Raw genomic sequence first — 22,296 nt, forward strand, 5'->3', positions numbered from 1 at the left:
CCCGGAAAACCACAGCTACATTGGTGGCATGCGCTTCTTCATCGTCGACGCCTTCACCGACCGCGCCTTCGCCGGGAACTCCGCCGGGGTCGTCCTGCTGGACGAACCCGCCGATCCGGCCTGGATGCAAGCCGTCGCCGCTGAGATGAAGCACGCCGAGACCGCTTTCTTCGTCACCACAACGAATTCGCTGAGGTGGTTCACGCCCGCCGTGGAAGTTGCCCTCTGCGGGCATGCCACCCTCGCCGTCACGCACGTTCTCGGCGGCGCGCAGACCTACCTCACCAAAAGCGGCGAACTCCGCGCCACCGCGAAAGACGGCTGGGTCGAGCTGGACTTCCCCTCCGACCCGCCGCGGCCGACCGACGACGACCTCTCCGGGATCCTCCCCGGCGTCGAGATCGAGTACACCGGCCGCGGCGTCGAAAACCTCTTCGCCGTCGTGAAAGACGCCGAGACCGTGCGTTCCCTCGAACCCGACCTCGGCAAGCTCGAGGACACCTGGACCGGACGCCTCCTGGTGACCGCACCAGGCGACGAAACCGACTACGTCAGCCGCTTCTTCGCCCCCGGCGTCGGCATCGACGAAGACCCCGTCACCGGCTCCGCGCACTGCATCCTCTCGCCCTACTGGTCCGAGCGCATGAACCGGAAAGAACTGACCGGCGAACAGGCTTCGTCACGCGGCGGGATCGTCAAAACCCGGCAGGACGGCGACCGCGTCCACCTCGCCGGCCAGGCCGTCACCGTCCTGAGCGGGGAGCTGCACGTCTGATGCGCACCCTGCTGAACATCATCTGGCTCGTCCTGTGCGGCTTCTGGATGGCCGTCGGCTACCTGCTCGCCGGCGTCATCTGCTGCGTCCTGATCATCACCATCCCGTTCGGGCTGGCGTCGTTCCGGATCGCGCGCTACGCCTTCTGGCCGTTCGGGCGCACGGTCGTCGACCGGCGGGACGCGGGCGCCGCCTCGTGCGTCGGCAACGTCATCTGGTTCGTCTTCGCCGGGTGGTGGCTCGCGCTCGGGCACGTCTTCACCGGCATCGCGCTCTGCATCACGATCGTCGGCATCCCGCTCGGCATCGCGAACTTCAAGCTGATCCCGGTCTCGCTCGTGCCGCTCGGCAAGGAGATCGTCGAGATCGCCTAGGACTCCGGGGAGAACGGCAGCTCGACCACCAGGCACGGCCCGCCGACGAACAGGCCGCCGTCGACGCCGAGGGCCTTGCCGCCCGCGTACAGGAACGGGCCCTCGATCTGCGTCGGGTGGATGCCCAGCTGGTCGGCGATGACGCTGTGCCCATGCACGATCCGCGACCCGCCGAGCGCGTCCATCAGCTTCTGGGCGTTCTCCTCGCCGTCCGGGCCGCGGAACGCGTACCGCGTGGTCATCCGGCGCCAGACGTCCCACCACGCCTCGATGTCGCTGCCCTCGAGGATGTCGCGAGCCGCCTCGTTGATCTCGTCGATCGACGAGCCCCAGTCGAGGTACTCGAGCGTGTCCGAGTGCAGCAGCAGGTGATCGGCGGCGACGGCGGCCAGCGGGCGCGCGGTCAGCCACTCGATGTGCTCGGGGGTCAGCCGGTCCTGGTCCGACAGCAGGCCGCCGTTGATCTCCCAGCTGCGGGCGAAGCTGCGCGGGCCGAAGTCGGACGGCACCGGCTCGTCGCCGAAGTGGTACATCCCCAGCGCCAGGATCTCGTGGTTGCCCAGCAGTGTCTGGACCTGGCCGCCGGCCTCGGCCGCCTGCGCTTCGAGCCGCATGACCAGGTCGATCGCGCCGACGCCGTCCGGGCCGCGGTCGACGAAGTCGCCGAGGAACCACAGCTGGTCCTCGCCGCCGGACCAGTTGTCCTCCTCGTCGACCAGGCCTTCGGATCTCAGCGCGTCGGCGAGTTCGTCACGGTGCCCGTGGACGTCGCCGACCACGTACGTCGACTTGCTCATCCGCTGACGATATGCCCTGCGGCCACCCGGTCGGCGATCAGCCTTCTCCGAACGGGTCTCCGGTTCGCCCGATCAGGTCGGCGACCGAGTCGATCACCATGGTGGGCCGGTACGGATAGCGTTCGGCCGACTCCGGGGTGGATATGCCGGTGAGCACCAGGATGGTCTGCAGCCCGGCCTCGATGCCCGAGTGCACGTCGGTGTCCATCCGGTCGCCGATCATCAGCGTCGACTCCGAGTGCGCGCCGAGCCGGCGCAGCGCCGAGCGCATCATCAGCGGGTTCGGCTTGCCGACGTAGTACGGCGAGCGCCCGGTGGCCTTCTCGATCAGCGCCGCGACGGACCCGGTGGCCGGCATCGAGCCCTCCAGGCTCGGGCCGGTGGCGTCGGGGTTCGTCGCGATGAACTTCGCGCCGCCCTCGATCAGCCGGATCGCGCGGGTGATGGCGCTGAAGCTGTACGTGCGGGTCTCGCCCAGCACGACGTAGTCCGGGTCGCGCTCGGTCAGCACGTAGCCGACCTCGTGCAGCGCCGTCGTGAGGCCCGCTTCGCCGATGACGTACGCCGAGCCGTTCGGCCGCTGCGACGAGAGGAACTTCGCGGTGGCCAGCGCCGAGGTCCAGATCGACTCCTCGGGGATGTCGAGGCCGGTGCGCTCCAGCCGCGCCCGCAGGTCGCGCGGGGTGTAGATCGAGTTGTTCGTCAGCACCAGGAAGTCGATGCCGTTCGCCTTCAGCTCGGCGAGGAACTCGTCGGCCCCCGGGACGAGGTGCTCCTCCTTCACCAGGACGCCGTCCATGTCGGAGAGGTACGTCCACCGGCGTTCGTTCATGGTGGGAGAACCTATCACGCGCGCGAGACACCTGCGTGATACGCCGAAAAGGGCTACCATCGGAATTACCGGTAACGCGAGGGGAGTCGCGCGCCCGGTCACAGAGGGGGTTCGGGGGAATACTTTTCGACGTCGACGGCGTGCGCGCCGCCGCGCCATTCTTCCTGCCCCCGGACAGAAGGGGGATAATCATGACCGAAATCATCGAGCGCCCGGCGGCTGCCGGGCCGATCACCGCGCCGAACTGGGGACTCACCAAGTTCCTCGACCCGCTGCCGGTTCCGCCGGTGTTCCGGCCGCGCGGCCGGGAATTGATCACCATTCCGATGGTCGCGAAGCGGCAGCGGCTGCACTCCGAATTGCCCGAAAGTACGTTGTGGACGTACGCGGGTCATTTCCCGGGCCCGACGATCGAAGTGCGCAGCGGCCGGAAGCTGCGGATTTCGTGGTCGAACGAAATCGACGGCGAGTTCCCCCTCGTGGCCGTTCAGGGGCCGCTCGCGGACGCACCGGCCAGCCGCCCCGGCCGCGAGCTGGACAAGAAGGACTACTCGATCGTCGAGGGCGTCGCCGACCTGCCGGCCTGGACGGTCGTGCACCTCCACGGCGCGCGCACGAACGCCGGCAACGACGGCTGGGCGCACAACGCCGGCCTCACCGGGACGGCCCAGCTGGCCGAGTACCAGAACCGCCAGCAGGCCATGCCGCTGTGGTACCACGACCACGCGATGGCGATCACCCGCTTCAACGTCCACACGGGCCTGGCCGGGATGTACCTGATCCGCGACGACGAGGAGGACGCCCTCCGCCTGCCGCACGGCGACCGGGAGGTCCCGTTGATCATCACCGACCGGAACCTGGACGTCGACCCGGCCACCGGGGCGCTCACCGGGCAGCTGCTGTTCAAGTTCCCGTTCATCCCGCCGTCCGGCCCGGCGATCCCGTTCTCGGGCCCGTTCAACCTGGTCAACGGCGTGATCTGGCCGCACCTGGACGTCGAACCGCGGTGGTACCGCTTCCGGCTGCTCAACGCGGCCAACTCGCGGTTCTACACGCTGAACCTGGTCGACGAGAACAACGCGGGAGTCAACGACGCCGTCCGCCTGATCGGCACCGACGGCGGCCTGCTGCCCGCGCCGGCGCCGCTGCCGAACGGCGGGCTGACCGTCGCCCCGGCCGAGCGCTTCGACGTCCTCATCGACTTCAGCCGCTTCAAGGGGCAGAAGCTGAAGCTGCGCAACGCCGACCCGCGGCTGGGCGTGGTCGAGCCGGACCTGATGGAGTTCCGGGTGGCCGGCGGCCCCGAGCACGACGGGTTCACCCTGCCGGAGAAGATTTCGACGTCGTACGTGCGGCTGCAGCACGGCACGACCCTGCCGGAGGACCACGACCACGTCTGGGTCGCGCTGCTGCTGAACAAGGCGGGCCACCCCGAGCTGTGGGACCTCGAGCAGGTCGAGGCCGACCCGGGCGGCGAAGGGATCATCCAGGTCCAGGACCCGAACGGCGGCCTGAAGACGTTCCGGATGGTCGGGCGGATCTTCGACGACACCACCGGCATCTTCATCGACCACGACCGGTGGGCGGTGTGGAACATCCTGCACGTCGCCAACGGCGGCCCGGCCCACCCGATCCACATCCACCTGACGGAGTTCCAGGCCCTGTTCCGGCGGCGCTTCACGACGACGTTCGACCAGGCCACCGAGCGGACGACGGCCCCCATCGACGGCTTCACCGACGTCCCGCTGGAGAAGTACGAGGAGGGCTGGAAGGACACGATCATCGTGAACCCCGGCCAGTGGGTGAGCGTCGCCGGGCGGTTCGGGGGCGGCACCGGCGAGTTCATGTACCACTGCCACATCCTCGACCACGAGGACGAGGGCATGATGCGGCCGTTCGTCGTGCACCCGCCGGCGGTGGCGAAGTTCCACGTCCACCCCGGCGGCGGCCACCACCATGACGACGCGGCCTGATCCCGCCGGTCAGGAGGCCGCGGCCGGGTGCACCGCCACGGTCGCGGCCTTCACCGACAGCGTCACCGCCGAGCCGGGCTCCAGCGCGAGCTCGGCGACGGCGGCCGGGGTGAGGTCGGCGGTGAGGCCGTGGGCCCAGCCGTCGCCCTCGGCCCGGAGGCGGATCACCGGCCCGTGCGGCTCCAGGGCCGCGACGACGGCGTCGGCCGTGTTGCGCGGGCTGCCGCGGTGCTCGCCGTCGTGCGGGTAGACCGCGACGGCGTTGGGCGGGAACACGGCCACCGCCGGCTCCCCCACGACCACGTCCGCCGCCGGGAGTCCGCTCACGACGTCGCCCGAAGGCGTCCGCAGGCCGTCGGCGACCGCGGTGCCGGCGACCAGGTTGAGGCCGGCGATCCGCGCGGTGAACGCCGTCCGCGGGGCTGAAAGCACGTCCCGGGTCGGGCCGCGTTCGACGATCCGGCCCTCGTTCAGCACCGCGACGTGGTCGGCGAGCGCGAGCGCGTCCAGCGGGTCGTGCGTGACGAGCACGGTCGTCGGCCCGGTCTTCAGCACCCGCCGCAGCAGGCCGCGGATCGCCGGGGCGGCGTCGACGTCGAGGGCGGCGAAGGGCTCGTCGAGCAGCAGCAGGTCCGGCTCGGCGGCCAAGGCCCTGGCGATGGCGACGCGCTGGGCCTGGCCACCCGACAGCTGCCCCGGCCGCCGGTCGGCCAGCGCGGCGGCGTCCACTTCGGCCAGCCAGTAGTACGCGCGCTCCCGGGCGGCGCGGCGGCCGGCGCCGGTCGAGCGCGGCGAGAAAGCGACGTTGTCCACTGCGGACAGGTGCGGGAAGAGCAGGGCGTCCTGGGAGAGCAGCCCGATGCCACGGCGGTGCGGCGGCACGCCGGCCAACGCGCGACCCGCCACCGTGATCTCCGCCGACGCCGGCGTGATCAGCCCGGCGAGGCAGCCGAGGACAGTCGACTTGCCGGAACCGTTCGGGCCGAGCAGGGCGAGCACGTGCCCGGCGGGGACGTCGAGCTCGACGTCGAGGCCGAACGAGCCGCGCACGGCGGTGATCCGGGCGGTGAGGCTCACCGGAGGCCGCCTTCCCACGAGCGCGGCCGCGCGACGGCGATCACGGCCACCGCCACCACGATGAGCAGCAGGGAGAGCGCGACAGCGCTGTCGATGTCCACTTCGGCCTGCGTGTAGACCTCCAGCGGCAGCGTGCGGGTGACGTCTTCGAGGCTGCCGGCGAAGGTGATCGTGGCGCCGAACTCGCCGAGCGCGCGGGCGAAGCTGAGGACGACGCCGGAGCCGAGCGCGGGCAGCAGCAGCGGCAGCGTGACCCGCCGGAAGACGGTCCACGGGCGCGCGCCGAGGGTCGCGGCGACCTGCTCGTAGCGGTCGCCGGAGCCGCGCAGCGCTCCTTCGAGGCTGACCACCAGGAACGGCATCGCGACGAACGTCTGCGCGATGACCACCGCCGTCGTGGTGAACGGGACGGACTCCCCGGTCAGCGCGGTGATCAGCATGCCGAGGAAGCCCTTGCGGCCGAGCAGGTAGAGCAGCGCGAGGCCGCCGACGACCGGCGGGAGCACCAGCGGCAGCAGCACGATCGAGCGCAGCAGCCGGACCCCGCGGAAGCGGGCCCGCGCGAGGACGACGGCCAGCGGGACGCCGAGCAGCACGCAGGCCAGCGTGGACATCGCGGCGGTGAGCAGCGACAGCCGCAGCGCGTGCCACGACGACGGCGTGGCGATCAGCGACGGCAGCCGCGTCAGGTCCGAGCGCACCAGCAGGCCGACGACCGGCAGCACGACCAGCGCCAGCGCGACGGCGGCGGGGATGCCCAGCACCCACGGGACGCGCGAACGGCCGGCCGGGACGGATCCCGGCCGGCCGCCCGAGGAGCGCCTACTGCGCAGGGCCGAACCCGACCTTGGTCAGCTCGGTCTTGCCTTCGGCGCCGAGGACGAAGTCGTCGAACTCCTTGGCCAGCGCGCTCTGCCCGCCCTTGACCACGGCGATCGGGTAGCTGTTGACCGCCTGGGCGGCCTCGGGGAAGTCGACCTTGTCGACCTTGCCCGCGGCCGACGTCGTGTCGGTGACGTAGACCAGGCCCGCGTCGGCGTCCCCGGAGGCGACCTTGTTCAGCACCTGCTTGACGTCCTGCTCCTCGCTCTTCGGCTTGAGCGTGACGCCGGTGGCCGTCTCGACCTTCTTGGCCGCCGCACCGCACGGCACCTGCGGCGCGCAGGTGATCACGGTCAGGCCGGCCTTGTTCAGGTCCGCGAACGACTTGATGCCTTTCGGGTTGCCCGGGGCGACCGCGATGGCGAGCTTGTTGGTCGCGAAGACCGTCGGCTGGCCGTCGATCACGCCACCCTGGACGGCCTTGTCCATGTTGGCCTGGTCGGCCGAGGCGAAGACGTCGGCCTTCGCGCCGTTCGTCAGCTGCTGGACCAGGCCGGACGAGCCCGCGAAACTGAACTTCACGGTCGTGCCCGGGTGCTTGGCCTCGAAGGCCTTGCCGAGCTCGGTGAACGACTCGGTGAGCGACGCGGCGGCGAACACGGTCAGCGTGCCGCCACCCGAGTTCGCGGCCCCCTTGGGCGCGGGCGCGGTGACCGACGCGCCGGGCTTCGTGCTGGGCTCGTCCGAGCTGCTGCAGGCGCCCGCGAACAGGGCGACGGCAGCCACGACGAGAGCGAGCTTCTTCATCTACTTCCTTCCGGTGTCTCCACCACGACGGTGGTCGCTTTGACCACGGCGACCGCGAGCACCCCCGGGCGCAGGCCCAGCTCGCGGACGGCTTCGGTACTCATCAGGGACACCACGCGGTGCGCCCCGCACTGCAGTTCCACCTGGGCCATCACCTTGTCGGCGATGACCTCGGTGACCAGCCCCACGAACCTATTGCGGGCCGACCGGCCGACCGCGGACGGGTCGTCGGGTGCGGCGGCCTGCGCCCTGGCGAACCCGGCGAGCTGGGCGCCGTCCACGACCTTGCGGCCGGCGGCGTCGTCGGTGGCGGTCAGCTGCCCCGAGCGCACCCACCTCCGGACGGTGTCGTCGCTGACCCCGAGCAGGCGCGCGGCCTCGGACAACCGAAATTGCGGCATGCCGCAGACATTATCTCCGCAGTTGAGGAAAAGCTACGCGGGACGCGAGTTGTCCATGACTTCGGCGCGGAGTTGTTCGAGGATGACGTTCTGATAACGCTCGATCGCTTTTCGCTCGGCCGGGGAAAACTGCGTGAGGACGTCACGAAGGGCTCCGAAGGCCGACTCGAAGAGCGGCGCGAAGCGTTCGGCGGCACCCGGGACCACCTCGACGAGGACCTTGCGGCGGTCCTCGGGGTCGCGCACGCGGCGGACCAGCCCGACCTTCTCCAGGCGGTCGACGACGCCGGTGACCGCGCCGGTGGACAGGCCGGTCAGCCCGGCGATCCGGCCCGCGGTGAGCGGCCCGTCGGCCTGGATGAGCAGGTCGAAGGTCTTGTGGTCGGTGCCGGACAGCCCCATCCGCTCGGCGATCCTGGCGTGCCGGAGGACGGTGAAGGTGCTGCCCTGGCGACCCAATTCCGCGAAGCGGAAGAGCTCCTCTTCGGTGACCGGGTAAGTCTTTTCCGTCACATGCCCTCGTTGGTTCGTCCGCTGAACAACTTACCGGGCAAAGTATCCCAGCACGCTCTTCCAAGAGCTACTCTGTGCGTAATGACAGCAGTGGATCTCGGGTTGCCTCGCGTCCCCGGCACACGAGGGTCATCTCGTGTGCCCCGGCCCGAGAACTCCCGCCTCATCGACACCTTCGGCCGGGTGGCCACCGATCTGCGGGTTTCCCTGACGGACCGGTGCAATCTGCGCTGCACCTACTGCATGCCCGCGGAAGGCCTCGACTGGATGCCGGGCGAGCAGGTGCTGACCGACGACGAGCTGGTCCGGCTGATGCGGATCGCCGTCGAGCTGCTCGGCGTCACCGACATCCGGCTCACCGGCGGGGAACCGCTGCTGCGGCCGGGCCTCGAGGACCTCGTCGCGCGGATCACGGCGTTGTCGCCCCGGCCTCGGTTGTCCATGACCACCAACGGGATCGGGCTCGCCAAGCGCGCGGCCGGGCTCGCGGCCGCCGGGCTGAACCGGATCAACGTCTCGCTCGACACCGTCGACCCCGAGCTGTTCAAGACGATCACCCGGCGCGACCGGCTCTCGCACGTGATCGCCGGCCTCGCCGCGGCGCGGGACGCCGGGATGGCGCCGGTGAAGGTCAACGCGGTGCTGATCCGCGGGCTCAACGAGTCCGAAGCCGTGCCGCTGCTGAAGTTCTGCCTCGACGAGGGCTACCACCTGCGGTTCATCGAGCAGATGCCGCTGGACGCCCAGCACGGCTGGAACCGCGGCGAGATGATCACCGCGGCGGAGATCCTTTCGATGCTGCAGGAGTCGTTCGAGCTGACGCCGGCCTCGGAGGCCCGCGGCGGCGCGCCGGCCGAGCGCTGGCTGGTCGACGGCGGCCCCGGCGACGTCGGCGTGATCGCGTCGGTGACCCGGCCGTTCTGCTCGGCCTGCGAACGGACCCGGCTGACCGCCGACGGCGCGGTGCGCTCCTGCCTGTTCAGCAACGACGAGACGGATCTGCGGTCCCTCGTGCGCGCGGGCGCGCGCGATGAGGAGGTGGCGGACGCCTGGCGGGCGACGATGTGGGGCAAGCTCGCCGGGCACGAGATCAACGACGCCGGGTTCGCGCAGCCGATCCGGCCGATGAGCGCGATCGGCGGTTGACGTGGCGACGATGACCATCGTGGTGCGGTACTTCGCTTCGGCACGGGCCGCGGCGGGCGTGGAAGAGGAGAAGGTGCAGTTGCCGGACGGGGCGTCGGTCGCCGACGCGGTCGCCGAGCTGGCCCGCCTGCACCCCACGTCGCTGCCGCGGGTCCTGGAGGCGGTCAGCTACCTGCTGGACGGCATCGCGGTCCGCGACCTGACCCGCCCCCTCCGCGACGGCGCCGAGCTGGACGTCCTCCCCCCGTTCGCCGGCGGCTGACGCTCCCGGACGCGCCGGCTCGCGCACCTGGACGGTCGGCCTGCGTACCTGGACGGTCGGCTCGCGTACCTGGACAGTCGGCTCGCGTGCCTGGGCGGGCGCGGGGGCTGGTCCGTCCGGCGCAGGCCCGGGACTTCGTACTCCCTGTAGAACCGCGACCGCTCGGGTACGGCGGCCGACCGCTCGCCGACCGGGTTTCCGGGACCCCGGCGTGGCGCGTCACCGATTCCGGGTGTTCGCGAGAAGCTGATTCCCGTTCGGCCACCACCCGTCCGGTGACCCGTTTGACCTGGTCCGTCGCCCTGCGTCGGTATCCGCGAATCGGGACGGCCGGTACCGGCGCTCCGACCGGGTCGGCAAACCGCACGAACAGGTGGGACTGCTGTGACTCTTGGGGCAACTGGGGCACGATTGTCAAGTCTGGCGCCGTCGCCGGAGCACCCATAAGATGCGCGCTCCAATCGCGATCCGGACGTCGCGAATGGCCCATTCGCGCCGCCGAACACGTGATGCAAGCCTCACGATCCGTGTTTTATCTCGGGGAGGAAACGGCCAGATAACGGCCGTCTGACCTGCACAAACATGCATATCGACAGGGGTTGCGTGTCGTTACTGTGACGTAGGTCACGCCCCGAATAATTTCCGATCACGGCGATCGTTACGTACCGTCGCTTTTCGGTTGGCCCCGACCGACCGACGCAAGACCGGGAATCCGTAGCGCCCAGCCCTGTCCGACGGAATCCCGGACCCATACCCCGAGCGAAAGCATTTCCGGACAGGGACGAGGGGACGACGAAGACGCGACGTGCGTCGGACTCGTCTGCCGGCCTGGGATGGCCGGCGCCAGGACCCCGATCCTGACCCGCACACCGGTTCGTAGGCGCTGGGAAACCGAGAAGCATCCAAATGTCTTACCGAGGCAAGCACCGCAAGATGTCCGCTGCCACCCGCACCGTCGCTCGCGTCGCCATCGCGGGCATCGCGGTCGGCGCCCCCCTCGCGATCGCCGCGACCCCCGCGTCGGCGACCAACTGGGACGCCATCGCGCAGTGCGAGAGCAGCGGCAACTGGAACACCAACACCGGCAACGGCTACTACGGCGGCCTGCAGTTCTCGCAGAGCACGTGGAAGGCCTACGGCGGCACCGGCAGCGCGGCGAACGCCTCCCGCGAGGAGCAGATCGCGGTGGCCGAGCGCGTCCTGCAGGGCCAGGGCATCGGCGCCTGGCCGGTCTGCGGCAAGAAGGGCGGCAGCGGTTCGTCGGCCCCCAAGGCCACCGGCAAGGTCACCAAGAAGGTGACCCCGAAGAAGAGCACCTCCGCGCCCGCCCCGAAGAAGGCGGCGGCCCCGGCTGCTGCCCCCGCGGCGACCGGCGTGAGCAGCTCCAACCCGGCCGGTGACTACACCGTCGTGGCGGGCGACACCCTGTCCAAGATCGCCAAGCAGTTCAACGTCCAGGGCGGCTACCAGAAGCTGCAGGAGCTGAACGCGAAGTACATCCCGAACGCGGACCTGATCCTCGTCGGGCAGAAGATCGCCACCAAGTGACGATCACGCAGTGATGCGCGAGTCCGGCCTCGAGCCGTGACCTGAAAGGGCTCCCACCGCCGATCCCCCGGGCGGTGGGAGCCCTTCACGCGTTCCACGGGTCCCGTCGGCGCGCCGGAACTGTCGGTCCCCGCCGGTAAGCTGGACACCGGGGGCCGGAGGCCAAGCCCGAGCCGGCGGCCAGAGGCGCCCGACGCGGCCGGATTCGCCACGCAGGCGCCCCCGACACGGCCTTAGCCCTCTCATGGCGCGCATCGCCCGCTCAGGGCGCGCAAACCGCCCAGCGCGGCCGAACGGGGACAGGCCGACGCGAAGCACCCAGCTCTCCGGATCCGTGACGCGCCTTCCAGCGGGAGGTGCTCACGGGCCAGCCACGCCGACAATGCGCAGGCCCGCCCACGCCACCGCCGCGCGAGCCGCCTCAGCAGCCCGTCCCGCCGGCTCGCGCCGGCTTACGGCGAGTTGACCCACTCATCAGTGCCGTCGGTGAAGTGCTGGTGCTTCCAGACCGGCAGCCGCGCCTTGACCTCGTCCACCAGCTCCGAGCACGCCGAGAACGCCTGCCCCCGGTGCTCCGCCGCCACCGCGCACGCCAGTGCGACGTCGCCGATCGTCAGCGCACCCAGCCGGTGGCTCACCGCCACCGCGCGCACGCCGCTCCAGCGCGCCGACAGGTCCGCGACCACGTCGGCGATCACCTGGCCCGCGCTCGGGTGGCCCTCGTACGTCAGGTCGCGGACGCCCTTGCCGCCGTCGTGGTCGCGGACCACGCCCGCGAACGTCACCACCGCGCCCGCCGCGTCGTCCTCGACCAGGCGGGCGTGCTCCTCGACCGACAGCGGCTCCTCGGTCACCGCCGCCCGCACCACCCGCACCGCGGGACCCCCCGCCGCCGGCCGGGGGTGGTCGCCGCCGGCCAGCTGGTCCACCGCGTGCTCGAGCACGCCGTCCAGCACGCCGAGGCCGTCCTTGACGCCGCCGGTGGAGCCCGGCAGGTTCACCACCAGGGTGCGGCCCGCCACGCCCGCCACGCCGCGCGAGAGCACCGCCGTCGGCACCTTCGGCAGGCCGGCCGCGCGGATCGCGTCCGCCACGCCCGGCAGCTCGTGGTCCAGGACCGCCCGGGTGACGTCCGGGGTGCGGTCGGTCGGCGAGATGCCGGTGCCGCCGGTGGTGAGGACCACGGCGACCCCCTCGGCCAGTGCCGCCCGCAGCGCCACGCCCACCGGGTCGCCGTCCTCGACGACGGTCGGCGCCGGGACGTCGTAGCCGCGGTCCGCCAGCCAGGCGGCGATCACCGGGCCGGTCTTGTCTTCGTAGACGCCCTTCGCGGCGCGGTTGGACGCCACGATCACGCGTGCGGTGCGCTTCACGGCCGCTCCCAGGTTCCGGTCTTGCCGCCGTCCTTGCGGAGCAGGCGGACCTCGTCCAGCGTCGCCGCCGGGTCGACGGCCTTGATCATGTCGTGCAGCGTCAGCCCGGCCACCGCCACCGCGGTCAGCGCCTCCATCTCGACCCCGGTGACGTCGGTGGTCTTCGCCGTCGCGCGGATGCCGACCTCGGCCTCGCCGAGTGCGAACTCGACCTTGACCCCGGAGAGCGCGATCTGGTGGCACAGCGGGATCAGCTCGGGCACCCGCTTGGCACCCATGATCCCGGCGATGCGCGCGGTGGCGAGGGCATCGCCCTTGGGCAGGCCGTCGGTGGCCAGCAGGCGGAGCACCTCGGCGGTGGTCCGGACGGTGCCGGCGGCGAGCGCGGTGCGCGCGGTGGCGGTCTTGCCGGAGACGTCGACCATCCGCGCGGCCCCGGTCTCGTCGACGTGGCTGAGTTCACTCACCTGCCGAGGCTACTTCCGCGGCCCGCGGTGGGGGTCGGCACCACCGGCGACGCCCGGCCGAGCCGCCTCGGGGTGCCACACCTCGGTGATCGTCGCGGTGCCCGCGACCGGTGGCCGCTCGTGCATGGTGATCGAGTCGCCCGGGGTGAGGTGGCGCCAGCTCGGCGGGGTGAGCGGGGCGAGCCGGACTGCGCCCCGTCCACCCGGCTCGAGCCCGGGAGCGGACTCGACCCAGATCTTCGCGACGTGCAGGTCGAAGGCGGACCGGCCGATCGCCCACATCGGCCGCAGCAACCCGTCCCCGGGGATCGGGAGGCGACGGCCGCCGGCTTCGGGGGCGATCAGCCGGAGATCGGCCCGGATGACGCCGTGCCGGGTTTCCCACCCTCGCCACCGGCACCAGGCGGCCCGGCGTTCGAGGTGCAGGTGCCGGGCGGCCTCCTCGAGGAGGTCCCAGTATTCGACGGTCTGCCACCCGAAGCCATCGACGTCCTCGAGGATGGCGAGCGCGAGGTCCCAGTCGTCGTCGCGGAGGCAGTCGAGGACGTCGGCGGCACCGAAGCCGGCAGCGCTCCGGGCGGTCTCGGGGACCAGCCCGGCGGCGCGCCGGAGAAGCTCGGCAGTTTCCACTCGGGGCTCAGCGCTCGGCGCGCACGGCCTTCCGCACGGCTTCCGCGACCGCCGGCGCCACCGCGCTGTCGAACACGCTCGGCACGATGAACGACGCGTTCAGCTTCCCGTTGTCCACCACGTCGGCGATCGCGTCCGCCGCCGCGAGCAGCATCGAGTCGTCGATGTTGTGGGCGTGGGCGTCCAGCAGGCCGCGGAACACGCCCGGGAACGCCAGGACGTTGTTGATCTGGTTCGGGAAGTCGCTGCGGCCCGTCGCCACCACCGCGGCGTGCTTCTGGGCCTCCAGCGGGTCGACCTCCGGATCCGGGTTGGCCAGCGCGAACACCACCGCGTCGGACTTCATGGTCGCCACCTGCTCGGCACCGAACAGGTTGGGTGCCGACACACCGATGAACACGTCCGCGCCCACGAGGGCCTCGTGCAGGGTGCCGCTGACCTGCTCCTTGTTCGTGTGCGAGGCGATCCAGGCCAGGTTGTCGTCGAGGTTGCCGCGCGCGGAGTGGACGATGCCGTCGATGTCCGCCGCGACGATGTCGCCCGGGTTCTTCTGCAGCAGCAGGCGGATGATCGCCGAGCCGGCCGCGCCGACACCGCTGACCACGATCTTGCAGTCCTCGATGTTCTTGCCCACCACGCGCAGGGCGTTGCGCAGCGCCGCGACGACCACGATCGCCGTGCCGTGCTGGTCGTCGTGGAACACCGGGATGTCCAGCTGCTCGCGCAGGCGCTTTTCGATCTCGAAGCAGCGCGGCGCGGCGATGTCCTCGAGGTTGATGCCCGCGTACACCGGGGCCAGCGCCTTGGCGATCAGGATGATCTCTTCGGTGTCCTGGGTGTCCAGGCAGACCGGCCACGCGTCGACGTCGGCGAACTTCTTGAACAGCGCCGCCTTGCCCTCCATCACCGGCAGCGCCGCCGCCGGGCCGATGTTGCCGAGGCCGAGCACCGCGGAGCCGTCGGTGAGCACCGCCACGGTGTTGCGCTTGATGGTCAGCCGGCGCGCGTCCTCGGGGTTGGCGGCGATCGCCTGGCAGACGCGGGCCACCCCCGGGGTGTAGGCGCGGGAGAGGTCGTCACGGTTGCGGAGCGCGACCTTCGGCGTGACCTCGATCTTGCCGCCGAGGTGGATCAGGAACGTCCGGTCGGAGACCTTGCGGACCTTGACGCCGGGCAGCGAGTCCAGCGTCTGGGTGATGTCGTTCGCGTGGTTCTCCGACAGCGCGTTGGCGCTGATGTCGACCACGATCGAGTCGGAGTGCGACTCGACGACGTCGAACGCGGTCAGCACGCCGCCGACGCGCCCGACGGCGGCGGTCAGGTCACCGGCCGCCGTGACCGAGGCCGGGGCCTCCACCCGGACGGTGATCGAATATCCGGGACCGGGAACCGGCATGGCACTACCCCCGTGTGGGAAAGAAGGTGGGCTGGGACGGGAGGAAACCTACTCCCGTGACCGCCCTCACGAGGGCCCGATACCGGTACTGACCAGTAACTATGTGCTCAGCGGTTGATCTCGGTCTCGGGGTGCACGTAAGGCACCGTGTCGAGCGGGAAAGTGACGTCACCGAACGGCGAAAGCGCGCCCTGGCGGTCGGACGCGAGCTCGGTCACGGGGTGCTCGCCGGCCTCGCCCGGCCAGGTCGGGTCCACGCCCTTGTGCTTCTTCTCACCCTTGGCCACAACGTCCTCCACAGCGGTGTCCGGTTCTCGTGAGACAGTCTGCCTGAGCCCCGCGGGCCCGGCGCAACCGCCCGGTACCCTGGTCTTCTATGCCCGCGACCTCTTTGGCGGACTGGCTGCGTGCGGAGTCCGACGACGCACTCGCCGAGCTGCTCCGCACGCGGCGCGACCTGTCCACGCCCCCGCCGTCCGACAGCACGGTGCTGGCCACCCGGGCCGGCACGCCGGGCTCGGTCGCGCGCGCCTGCGAGGACCTCGACACCTTCACCCTGGCCGTGCTCGAAGCGTGCCTGCTCGCCGGCGCGGACCGCGACCCGGTGCCCGTGGCCGAGGTCGCGAAGCTGGTCGGGGCCGACATCGCCGCGCCGCTGGCGTGCCTGCGCGCGCGGGCGCTGACCTGGGGCCCGGCCGACGCCCTGCGCGTACCGCCCGCGGCGCGGGAGGCCCTCGGGCCGTTCCCGGCCGGGCTGGGCGCGTCGGCGCCGTCGCTGGCCGGAGAAGACCTCAAGGCGCGGCTCGCCGAGCTGCCCGACGACGAGCGCGGCGTGCTGACCGCCCTCGCCGCCGGCCCGCCGATCGGCCGCACCCGCGACGCCGGGCTGGACGTCCCGCTCGAGAAGGCCGGGACGCCGGTGCAGAAGCTGCTCGCCCGCGGCCTGCTGCTGCGGCGGGACGACCAGACCGTCGAGCTGCCGCGCGAGCTCGGCATCGCGGTGCGTGGCGGGGTGTTCGCGCCCGGCACGCTCACCGAGCCCGAGCTGCCGGTCCACCCGCACCAGACGGCCACCCTGGACGAAGCGGCGGCCGGCGAGGCGATGGAGTTCCTGCGCCACACCGAAGCGCTGCTGCGGGCGTGGTCGGCCGCGCCGCCGCCGGTGCTCAAGTCGGGCGGTCTCGGCGTGCGGGAGCTGAAGAAGCTCGCCAAGGACCTGGAGATCGACGAAACCCAGGCGATCCTGCTGGCCGAGCTGGTCGTGGGCGCCGGGCTCGTCGCCGACAGCGAGGCGACGGCGCCCGAGTGGGTGCCGACGACGCTGACCGACTCGTGGCTCGCGTCGCCGACCGCGCAGCGGTGGATGACGCTCGCCCAGGCGTGGCTGGAGCTGCCGCGGCTGCCGGGGCTGGCCGGCGGCCGCGACGCCAAGGACAAGCCGATCGCCCCGCTGTCGGAGGACCTGCGCCGCCCGCTGGCGCCGGTCGCGCGGCGGCGGGTTCTGGCCGCACTGGCCGACCTGCCCCGCGGCGCCGGGGTGAAGAGCGTCGACGAGCTGGTCGCGGTGCTGGCCTGGCGGGCCCCGCGCCGGGGCGGGCGGCTGCGGGACGAGACCGTCCGCTGGACGATGGCCGAGGCGAGCGCCCTCGGGATCGTCGCTCTCGGCGGCCTCACGACGGCGACGCGGGCACTGCTGGCCGACGACCGGCCGGGCGCGGTCGAGGCGATCCTGGACGCGCTGCCCGCGCCGGTGGACCGCGTGCTGCTGCAGGCCGACCTGACGGTCGTCGCGCCAGGGCCGCTGGAGCCGGAGCTGGCGGCGGAGATCTCCGCGGTGGCCGACGTCGAATCGGCGGGGCACGCGACGGTCTACCGGATCACCGAGGGCTCGGTGCGCCGGGCGCTGGACACCGGCCGCACGGCCGACGAGCTGCACGCGCTGTTCAAGGCGAAGTCGGCCACCCCGGTCCCGCAGGGGCTGAGCTACCTGATCGACGACGTCGCCCGCAGGCACGGCCGGCTGCGCGGTGGCGTCGCGGCGTCGTTCCTGCGCTGCGACGACGAGGCACTGCTGGCCGAGGTGCTGGCCCACCCCGTCGCGGCGGAGCACGCGCTGCGCCTGATCGCGCCGACGGTGGTGATCAGCCCGGACCCGCTGCACGAGGTCCTGGCCGCCCTGCGCGGCGCCGGCTTCGCCCCGGCGGCGGAGGGCCCGGACGGCCGCGTGGTCGACATCCGGCCGGGCGGCCGCCGCCTGCCTGCCAAGGCCAGGGCGGCCCGCCGCAGCCCGGGCGAGCAGGCGGTGCTGACCGAGGACCAGGCGGCGCGGATCGTGTCGAACCTCCGGGCGGGCGACGCGGCCACGGTCCGCCGCCGCGGGTCCGCGGTGCGCGCACCGGTGGGCGGCGGCGCGGACACGTCGGCAACGCTGGAACTGCTGTCACGGGCGACCCTGGAGCGCCGCGAGGTGTGGATCGGGTTCGTCGACTCCCGCGGGACGGCGAGCCAGCGCGTGGTCCGGCCCGTGCGCGTCGGCGGCGGGGTGCTCGAAGGCGAGAACAACGAGCGGTACTCGCTGCACCGGATCACCTCCGCCGCGCTCGTGGAGGACTGACGCCGGATCCGGTGAATCCCGCATCGGACCGGCCGCGCCGGTGGTAGGCCTTGATCATGAAGCGGGGAACGCGGGTCACGGCGCTGGCGGTCGCGGCGGTGGTGAGCGGGACGGGCTTCGCCACGGCGGGGCACTCGGCGTACACCGTCCGCGGGACCACGCACATCGCGAAGCCGGACACCGATCTCGAGCTCGGTCCGGGCCGGGCCGAGCTGGACACCGGACCCGGCGCCTTCTCCGGGACGATCACGCTGCCCCCGGCCGTGGTGACCCGGTCGCTGCCCGGGGTCGGCCAGGTCAGCGGCACCGTCACGTTCGGACCCGGCCACGCCGAAGGCACGCTGGCCGGCGGCTTCTCCGGCTCGGCGACCTGGCCGGTGACGCTCACGGACGTCCGCGTCAACGGCGTCTCCTACGACGTCGGCGAATGCGGCACGGCCGAGCCGCTGACGACCGAGCTGACGTCGGACGACTTCACCCCCGGTACCGGCGGGCGCCTCGAATCGACGTACACGATCGGGGCCTTCGAGAACTGCGGCCCGGCGACGCCGATGATCAACGCCGTCGTCCCGGGGCCGGGCAACACCCTCACGCTCGACTTCACCGCGGCCGGTTAGAGCGCGCGGAGACCGGCCAGGACGCGTTCCATGAACTCGCGGGACGAGCGGTCGCCGAGGATGAGCTCGGTCTGGTGGATCAGCACCAGACCGATGTCGGCCATGTCGCCGACCAGCACCTTCACCACGCCCAGCGGCAGCCGCAGGTGGGCCGCGATCTCGGCGACGGACCGGGTGTCCAGGCACAGGTCGCAGATCCGGCGGTGCTCGACCGAACGCACCCCGCGGTAGCGGCGGCCGTCGTCCGACGTCGAGACCAGGGCCTCCAGGGCCAGGTTGTGGTCGGAACGGGTGCGGCCGCCCGTGCGGGCGTACGGGCGGACCCGCGAGCCCGGTGACGCGACCGGGACCGGGCTCGCCACCCGGGCCGGTTCGTTCCAGGCCGGGTCCTCCCACGGTTCCGGGTTCGGGATCCAGCGGGTCTCCGGGTCCGGCGGGGGTGTCCAGTCGGCGGGCGGCGGGGCCCACGACGGCGGGGGTGCCACCGGCGCGGGGTGCGGCCGCGACACCGGCGCGGGCGGCCGCGGGGCCGGCGGACGGGGCGCGGGCGGGCGCGGGGCGAGCGGCTGGTGGGACGGCGGCGCGGGCGGGCGGGCGCCCCGCGGCGGGGTCCACGCGGGCTCCAGCGGCGGCGGCTCCGGCTCGAACCGCTCGTCGTCCTGCCACTCCGGCTCGACGGGGTCGTAGCCGTCGTCGCCGACCACCGGCGAGTGGGTGCCCTCGAAGCCCAGCGGGTCGGCGGGCTCCGGGGCACGGCGGCGGCCCTGGTAGCCGCCGAACGCCGGGCGGGCCGGGGCCGGCTCGTCGTCGGCGTACCCCGGCGAATACCCGCCGGGAAAGCTCCCGGACTCCGGCGCACGTCCGCCCTGGTAACCCACCGGCTCGCCGGCGTGCTCCGCCGAGCGCCGGCCAGGAAGAGCCTCAGGACGCGCGTACTCCGGCGACGGCGAGCGCCTGGCCCGGCGGCCCGTCGGCTCCTCGGCGGGCTCCGCGTAGTCGTCCTCGTCGTCGGCCGACGAGCCCCACTCGCGGGTGTCCTCGTCGGTGTACCCCTGCGCGTCCGGCTGCGGCCGGGACGGCTTGCGCTTGGGCATGATCATCGACAACGTCGACATGTCGAACTTGCTGGGCGAATCGAAACCCTCGCGCTCGGTGCCGCGGTGCAGTGCGTCCCAGCCGCTGGAGTCCGGATCGTCGAATCCCGAAATCCTCATCTCGCCCTACCCACGCACGCCACCCTGCAGCTGGGCGCGCAGCTCGGGGGTGATCTGCTGGCCGACCCGCTCGACGAGCAGCGTCATCTCGTAGGCGACCGTGCCGATGTCGCACGTCGGCGCGGCCAGCACGGCCAGCGACGAACCGTCCGAAACGGACATCAGGAACAAGTAGCCGCGCTCCATCTCCACCACGGTCTGGTTGACGCCGCCCGCTTCGAAGCAGCGCGCCGCCCCCGCCGTCAAGCTGATCAGCCCGGACGCGACCGCCGACAGCTGTTCGGCGCGTTCCTGGGGCAGCCCTTCCGACGGCGCCAGCAGCAACCCGTCCGCGGACACCAGAACCGCGTGCGCGGCGCCGGGCACCCGGCGGACGAAGTCCGTGATGAGCCAGCCGAACGAACCCTGGCCGGAAGCCGTCACTCCTGCTCCTCCTTGCTCGTGCGGCGTCGCCCGCCGCACCCCGGAGCGCCCGGCACGGCCGGTCGGCGACGCCACGGTAAAGCGTATTCGCACCGCCGGTGGTGTCGAGCCCGCCACCGGCCGGCCGCTGCGCACCCTACGTGTGCTCGCGGCCGGGATCGGCGGCAGCCCAGCTCGCCTCCCCCGTCCGGGGGACACCCGGCGGCGCGCACCCGCTCGCCATCGGCGCAGGTCAGCCCGGGTGCCGGGGACGCCGGCACCCGGCGCCGCCGGACCGCGCCGGGAGGCTGCTCCTCCGGACGGTGACGGCGCTCCCCGAAGTGGGTGAAGCACGTGGAGTTCACTCCAACGGCCGCATCCGGTTCGGGGCGTCATGGGCTAGCCCGCGCGCAACGCCGAATCGTGCGCGATCGCGTGCTGGACGACCGAGATCAACACCTGCTTCGCGGACTCCCGCTCGCGCGCGTCGCACGCCATGATCGGGACCGACGGCGCGATGGTGAGCGCGTGCCGGACGTCTTCGATCTGGTGATGCAGCAGCCGGTCGAAGCAGTTGATGGCCACGACGTAGGGCAGCTTCCGGTTCTCGAAGAAGTCGATCGACGGGAACGCGTCGGCCAGCCGCCGCGTGTCCACCAGCACGACCGCGCCGATGGCGCCGACCGCGAGGTCGTCCCACATGAACCAGAACCGGTGCTGACCCGGCGTGCCGAACACGTACAGCACCAGGTCCGAGTCCAGCGAGATGCGCCCGAAGTCCATCGCCACGGTCGTGGTGGTCTTGTTGGGCGTTGCCGAGGTGTCGTCGTGTCCGACGCTGGCCTCGGTCATCATGGCCTCGGTGGTCAGCGGGTCGATCTCGGAGATCGCCCCGACCAGCGTTGTCTTCCCCGAACCGAACCCGCCGGCGACCACGATCTTGGCCGACGAGGTCGGACCCGTCACCTGCGGCGCGTTCGCGTCGGAGTCAAATTCTCCGAAGCCCACTGAGCACCCTTTCCATGAACTCGATACTCGGGCGGTCGCCCACGGTCGGGCTGCTGGAGTGCACCAGCACCAGCCCGAGGCCCGCCACGTCACCAATCAACACGCGCACCACGCCGAGCGGCAGGCGCAGCAGCGCCGCCACCTCGGCCACCGACCTGGTGTCGAGGCACAGGTCGCAGATCGACCGGTGCTCGGGCACCCGGACCCGGTCGAGCATCCGGCCCTGTTCGCTCGTCGAAATCAGCGCCTCGATCGCCAGGTCGAGGGTCGCCTTCGTCCGGCCACGGGTCCGGAAGTACGGCCGGACCAGCCCGGACGTCTCCATCTCCGTCGGCGGCGGCGCGTCGACGTACTCCTGGTGGGCCTGCTGCGGCAGCGCCGCGGCGAACTCACCGGAGTCCGGACCCGCCCCGAAGTCGCGCTCGGTCGTGTACGCCGCGAAGTCACGCGCGTCGTACAGCGGCCCGCTCGACCCGCCGAACAGCTCCGCGCCCGGACCGCCGAGGAGGCGGTCGCGGTACTCGGTGCCGCCGGCGATCGGCCGGATCGGCTCCTGCCCGGCGTTGCTGTCGGTCAGCCAGTTCGGTGGCTCCCGGACGGGGTCGCTGTCGGACGCCTGCACCCGCCGCGCACGCCACTCGCGGTCGACGCGGTCACGGAACGACTGCCAGTCCTCCCGGCTCTCGTCCGACTGGTCGGACCACCCGCCGGAGAAGTCGTCACCGAGCCGCCCATCACCCCTCAAGCGCCCGTCGTCCACGGCTCTCTCCTCGGTTCCCAGGTCCTCAGCGGCGGACGGCCGCACCCTGCAGTTGCGCCCGCATCTCCGGAGTCAGCTGCTGGCCGACCCGCTCCACCAGCAGGGTCATCTCGTAGACGACCAGGCCGATGTCACTCTCCGGCGACCCCAGAACCGCCAGACACGAACCGTCGGAAACCGACATGAGGAAGAGGAAACCGTTGGCCATCTCGACCACGGTCTGCGCCACCGTGCCGCCCTCGAACACCTTGGCCGCGCCGCGCGCGAGGCTGGTCAGCCCCGACGCCACCGCCGCCAGCTGGTCCGCCCGGTCCTTCGGCAGGCCACGCGAAGCCGCCAGGAGCAGGCCGTCGGCCGACACCACGACCGCGTGGGCCGCGCCGGGCACCCGGTGCACGAAATCCGTGATCAGCCAAGCGAAGCTGCCGGCATTGTTCGCCTTGGCATGCGCCTGGCCGTTCGGCTGCGCGGAGCCACCCGGCTGCATT

The 22,296-nt window shown here is 72.1% G+C and carries 25 protein-coding genes; 8 read left to right on the forward strand and 17 right to left on the reverse strand.

Features of this window, described 5'->3' with window-relative positions:
* Window positions 1-28: 28 nt before the first annotated feature.
* Together ABZX11_RS08720 and ABZX11_RS08725 are read left to right on the forward strand one after the other, a co-directional pair.
* Complete coding sequence (locus ABZX11_RS08720; RefSeq protein ID WP_354911164.1) at window positions 29-775, forward strand: PhzF family phenazine biosynthesis protein; 747 nt, start codon at window positions 29-31, stop codon at window positions 773-775.
* A complete protein-coding gene (locus ABZX11_RS08725) occupies window positions 775-1,149 on the forward strand; it encodes a YccF domain-containing protein (RefSeq protein WP_354911167.1) in 375 nt (124 codons plus the stop codon). The genes ABZX11_RS08720 and ABZX11_RS08725 overlap by 1 nt, the downstream gene beginning before the upstream one ends.
* Here ABZX11_RS08725 and ABZX11_RS08730 read toward each other — a convergent pair.
* Together ABZX11_RS08730 and ABZX11_RS08735 are read right to left on the reverse strand one after the other, a co-directional pair.
* Window positions 1,146-1,946 (reverse strand): metallophosphoesterase family protein, encoded by an 801-nt coding sequence (locus ABZX11_RS08730; RefSeq protein WP_176174569.1) that lies wholly within the window; start codon window positions 1,944-1,946, stop codon window positions 1,146-1,148. The genes ABZX11_RS08725 and ABZX11_RS08730 overlap by 4 nt on opposite strands.
* Before the next feature lie 37 nt (window positions 1,947-1,983).
* Entirely contained in the window at window positions 1,984-2,778 is a 795-nt protein-coding gene (locus ABZX11_RS08735) for an HAD-IIA family hydrolase (protein WP_091318495.1), read from the reverse strand.
* Window positions 2,779-2,969: 191 nt separating this feature from the next.
* Here ABZX11_RS08735 and ABZX11_RS08740 point away from each other — a divergent pair, with 191 nt between their 5' ends.
* Window positions 2,970-4,751 carry a multicopper oxidase domain-containing protein gene (locus tag ABZX11_RS08740; RefSeq protein ID WP_176174568.1) on the forward strand — a complete coding sequence of 594 codons (1,782 nt, stop codon included), beginning with the start codon at window positions 2,970-2,972 and terminating at the stop codon, window positions 4,749-4,751.
* Between the two features lie 9 nt (window positions 4,752-4,760).
* Here ABZX11_RS08740 and ABZX11_RS08745 read toward each other — a convergent pair whose 3' ends face one another.
* The 5 genes from ABZX11_RS08745 to ABZX11_RS08765 are packed head-to-tail and all read right to left on the reverse strand — an operon-like array spanning window position 4,761 to window position 8,371.
* Complete coding sequence (locus ABZX11_RS08745) at window positions 4,761-5,828, reverse strand: ATP-binding cassette domain-containing protein (RefSeq protein ID WP_354911171.1); 1,068 nt, start codon at window positions 5,826-5,828, stop codon at window positions 4,761-4,763.
* Entirely contained in the window at window positions 5,825-6,592 is a 768-nt protein-coding gene (locus ABZX11_RS08750; RefSeq protein WP_354911174.1) for an ABC transporter permease, read from the reverse strand. The genes ABZX11_RS08745 and ABZX11_RS08750 overlap by 4 nt, the downstream gene beginning before the upstream one ends.
* Before the next feature lie 58 nt (window positions 6,593-6,650).
* On the reverse strand, window positions 6,651-7,457 hold the full coding sequence (gene modA / locus ABZX11_RS08755; RefSeq protein WP_176174565.1) for a molybdate ABC transporter substrate-binding protein: 807 nt from the start codon (window positions 7,455-7,457) through the stop codon (window positions 6,651-6,653).
* Entirely contained in the window at window positions 7,454-7,858 is a 405-nt protein-coding gene (locus ABZX11_RS08760) for a TOBE domain-containing protein (protein ID WP_176174564.1), read from the reverse strand. Before ABZX11_RS08760 ends, modA begins: the two co-directional genes overlap by 4 nt.
* Window positions 7,859-7,891: 33 nt before the next feature.
* A complete protein-coding gene (locus ABZX11_RS08765) occupies window positions 7,892-8,371 on the reverse strand; it encodes a MarR family transcriptional regulator (protein WP_176174563.1) in 480 nt (159 codons plus the stop codon).
* Between the two features lie 138 nt (window positions 8,372-8,509).
* On the opposite strand from ABZX11_RS08765, the gene moaA reads away from it, so the two are divergent.
* The 3 genes from moaA to ABZX11_RS08780 all read left to right on the forward strand — a co-directional run bounded on the left by moaA (window position 8,510) and on the right by ABZX11_RS08780 (window position 11,327).
* Complete coding sequence (gene moaA, locus ABZX11_RS08770) at window positions 8,510-9,517, forward strand: GTP 3',8-cyclase MoaA (RefSeq protein WP_354911178.1); 1,008 nt, start codon at window positions 8,510-8,512, stop codon at window positions 9,515-9,517.
* Between the two features lie 10 nt (window positions 9,518-9,527).
* A complete protein-coding gene (locus tag ABZX11_RS08775) occupies window positions 9,528-9,779 on the forward strand; it encodes a MoaD/ThiS family protein (protein WP_176174561.1) in 252 nt (83 codons plus the stop codon).
* A gap of 906 nt (window positions 9,780-10,685) precedes the next feature.
* A complete protein-coding gene (locus ABZX11_RS08780) occupies window positions 10,686-11,327 on the forward strand; it encodes a transglycosylase family protein (protein ID WP_176174560.1) in 642 nt (213 codons plus the stop codon).
* A gap of 452 nt (window positions 11,328-11,779) precedes the next feature.
* On the opposite strand, the gene ABZX11_RS08785 is transcribed toward ABZX11_RS08780, so the two are convergent.
* From ABZX11_RS08785 to ABZX11_RS08805, 5 genes are all read right to left on the reverse strand, one after another.
* Complete coding sequence (locus ABZX11_RS08785) at window positions 11,780-12,700, reverse strand: molybdenum cofactor biosynthesis protein MoaE (RefSeq protein ID WP_354911181.1); 921 nt, start codon at window positions 12,698-12,700, stop codon at window positions 11,780-11,782.
* Complete coding sequence (gene moaC, locus ABZX11_RS08790) at window positions 12,697-13,167, reverse strand: cyclic pyranopterin monophosphate synthase MoaC (RefSeq protein WP_091318516.1); 471 nt, start codon at window positions 13,165-13,167, stop codon at window positions 12,697-12,699. Before moaC ends, ABZX11_RS08785 begins: the two co-directional genes overlap by 4 nt.
* Window positions 13,168-13,176: 9 nt before the next feature.
* Window positions 13,177-13,797 carry a hypothetical protein gene (locus tag ABZX11_RS08795; RefSeq protein WP_354911184.1) on the reverse strand — a complete coding sequence of 207 codons (621 nt, stop codon included), beginning with the start codon at window positions 13,795-13,797 and terminating at the stop codon, window positions 13,177-13,179.
* Window positions 13,798-13,804: 7 nt separating this feature from the next.
* Window positions 13,805-15,193, reverse strand: coding sequence for an NAD-dependent malic enzyme (locus tag ABZX11_RS08800; RefSeq protein WP_176174557.1), 1,389 nt, complete (start codon window positions 15,191-15,193; stop codon window positions 13,805-13,807).
* A 107-nt stretch (window positions 15,194-15,300) separates the two neighbouring features.
* Entirely contained in the window at window positions 15,301-15,480 is a 180-nt protein-coding gene (locus ABZX11_RS08805) for a hypothetical protein (protein ID WP_354911186.1), read from the reverse strand.
* Window positions 15,481-15,569: 89 nt separating this feature from the next.
* Here ABZX11_RS08805 and ABZX11_RS08810 point away from each other — a divergent pair, with 89 nt between their 5' ends.
* Complete coding sequence (locus ABZX11_RS08810) at window positions 15,570-17,807, forward strand: helicase-associated domain-containing protein (protein WP_354911188.1); 2,238 nt, start codon at window positions 15,570-15,572, stop codon at window positions 17,805-17,807.
* A 56-nt stretch (window positions 17,808-17,863) separates the two neighbouring features.
* A complete protein-coding gene (locus tag ABZX11_RS08815) occupies window positions 17,864-18,424 on the forward strand; it encodes a hypothetical protein (RefSeq protein WP_354911191.1) in 561 nt (186 codons plus the stop codon).
* On the opposite strand, the gene ABZX11_RS08820 is transcribed toward ABZX11_RS08815, so the two are convergent.
* The 5 genes from ABZX11_RS08820 to ABZX11_RS08840 form a co-directional block, all read right to left on the reverse strand.
* Entirely contained in the window at window positions 18,421-19,638 is a 1,218-nt protein-coding gene (locus tag ABZX11_RS08820; RefSeq protein WP_354911193.1) for a DUF742 domain-containing protein, read from the reverse strand. The genes ABZX11_RS08815 and ABZX11_RS08820 overlap by 4 nt on opposite strands.
* 6 nt (window positions 19,639-19,644) lie before the next feature.
* Entirely contained in the window at window positions 19,645-20,061 is a 417-nt protein-coding gene (locus ABZX11_RS08825; RefSeq protein WP_043776340.1) for a roadblock/LC7 domain-containing protein, read from the reverse strand.
* A 378-nt stretch (window positions 20,062-20,439) separates the two neighbouring features.
* Window positions 20,440-21,048: an ATP/GTP-binding protein gene (locus ABZX11_RS08830; protein WP_043776338.1), complete on the reverse strand. Its 609-nt coding sequence runs from the start codon at window positions 21,046-21,048 to the stop codon at window positions 20,440-20,442.
* Complete coding sequence (locus ABZX11_RS08835) at window positions 21,029-21,808, reverse strand: DUF742 domain-containing protein (RefSeq protein ID WP_176174552.1); 780 nt, start codon at window positions 21,806-21,808, stop codon at window positions 21,029-21,031. Before ABZX11_RS08835 ends, ABZX11_RS08830 begins: the two co-directional genes overlap by 20 nt.
* 25 nt (window positions 21,809-21,833) lie before the next feature.
* Window positions 21,834-22,295, reverse strand: coding sequence for a roadblock/LC7 domain-containing protein (locus ABZX11_RS08840; protein WP_003085376.1), 462 nt, complete (start codon window positions 22,293-22,295; stop codon window positions 21,834-21,836).
* Between the last annotated feature and the right edge of the window lies 1 nt (window position 22,296).

This window comes from Amycolatopsis sp. NPDC004169 (assembly GCF_040610315.1).
Taxonomy (GTDB): Bacteria; Actinomycetota; Actinomycetes; order Mycobacteriales; family Pseudonocardiaceae; genus Amycolatopsis.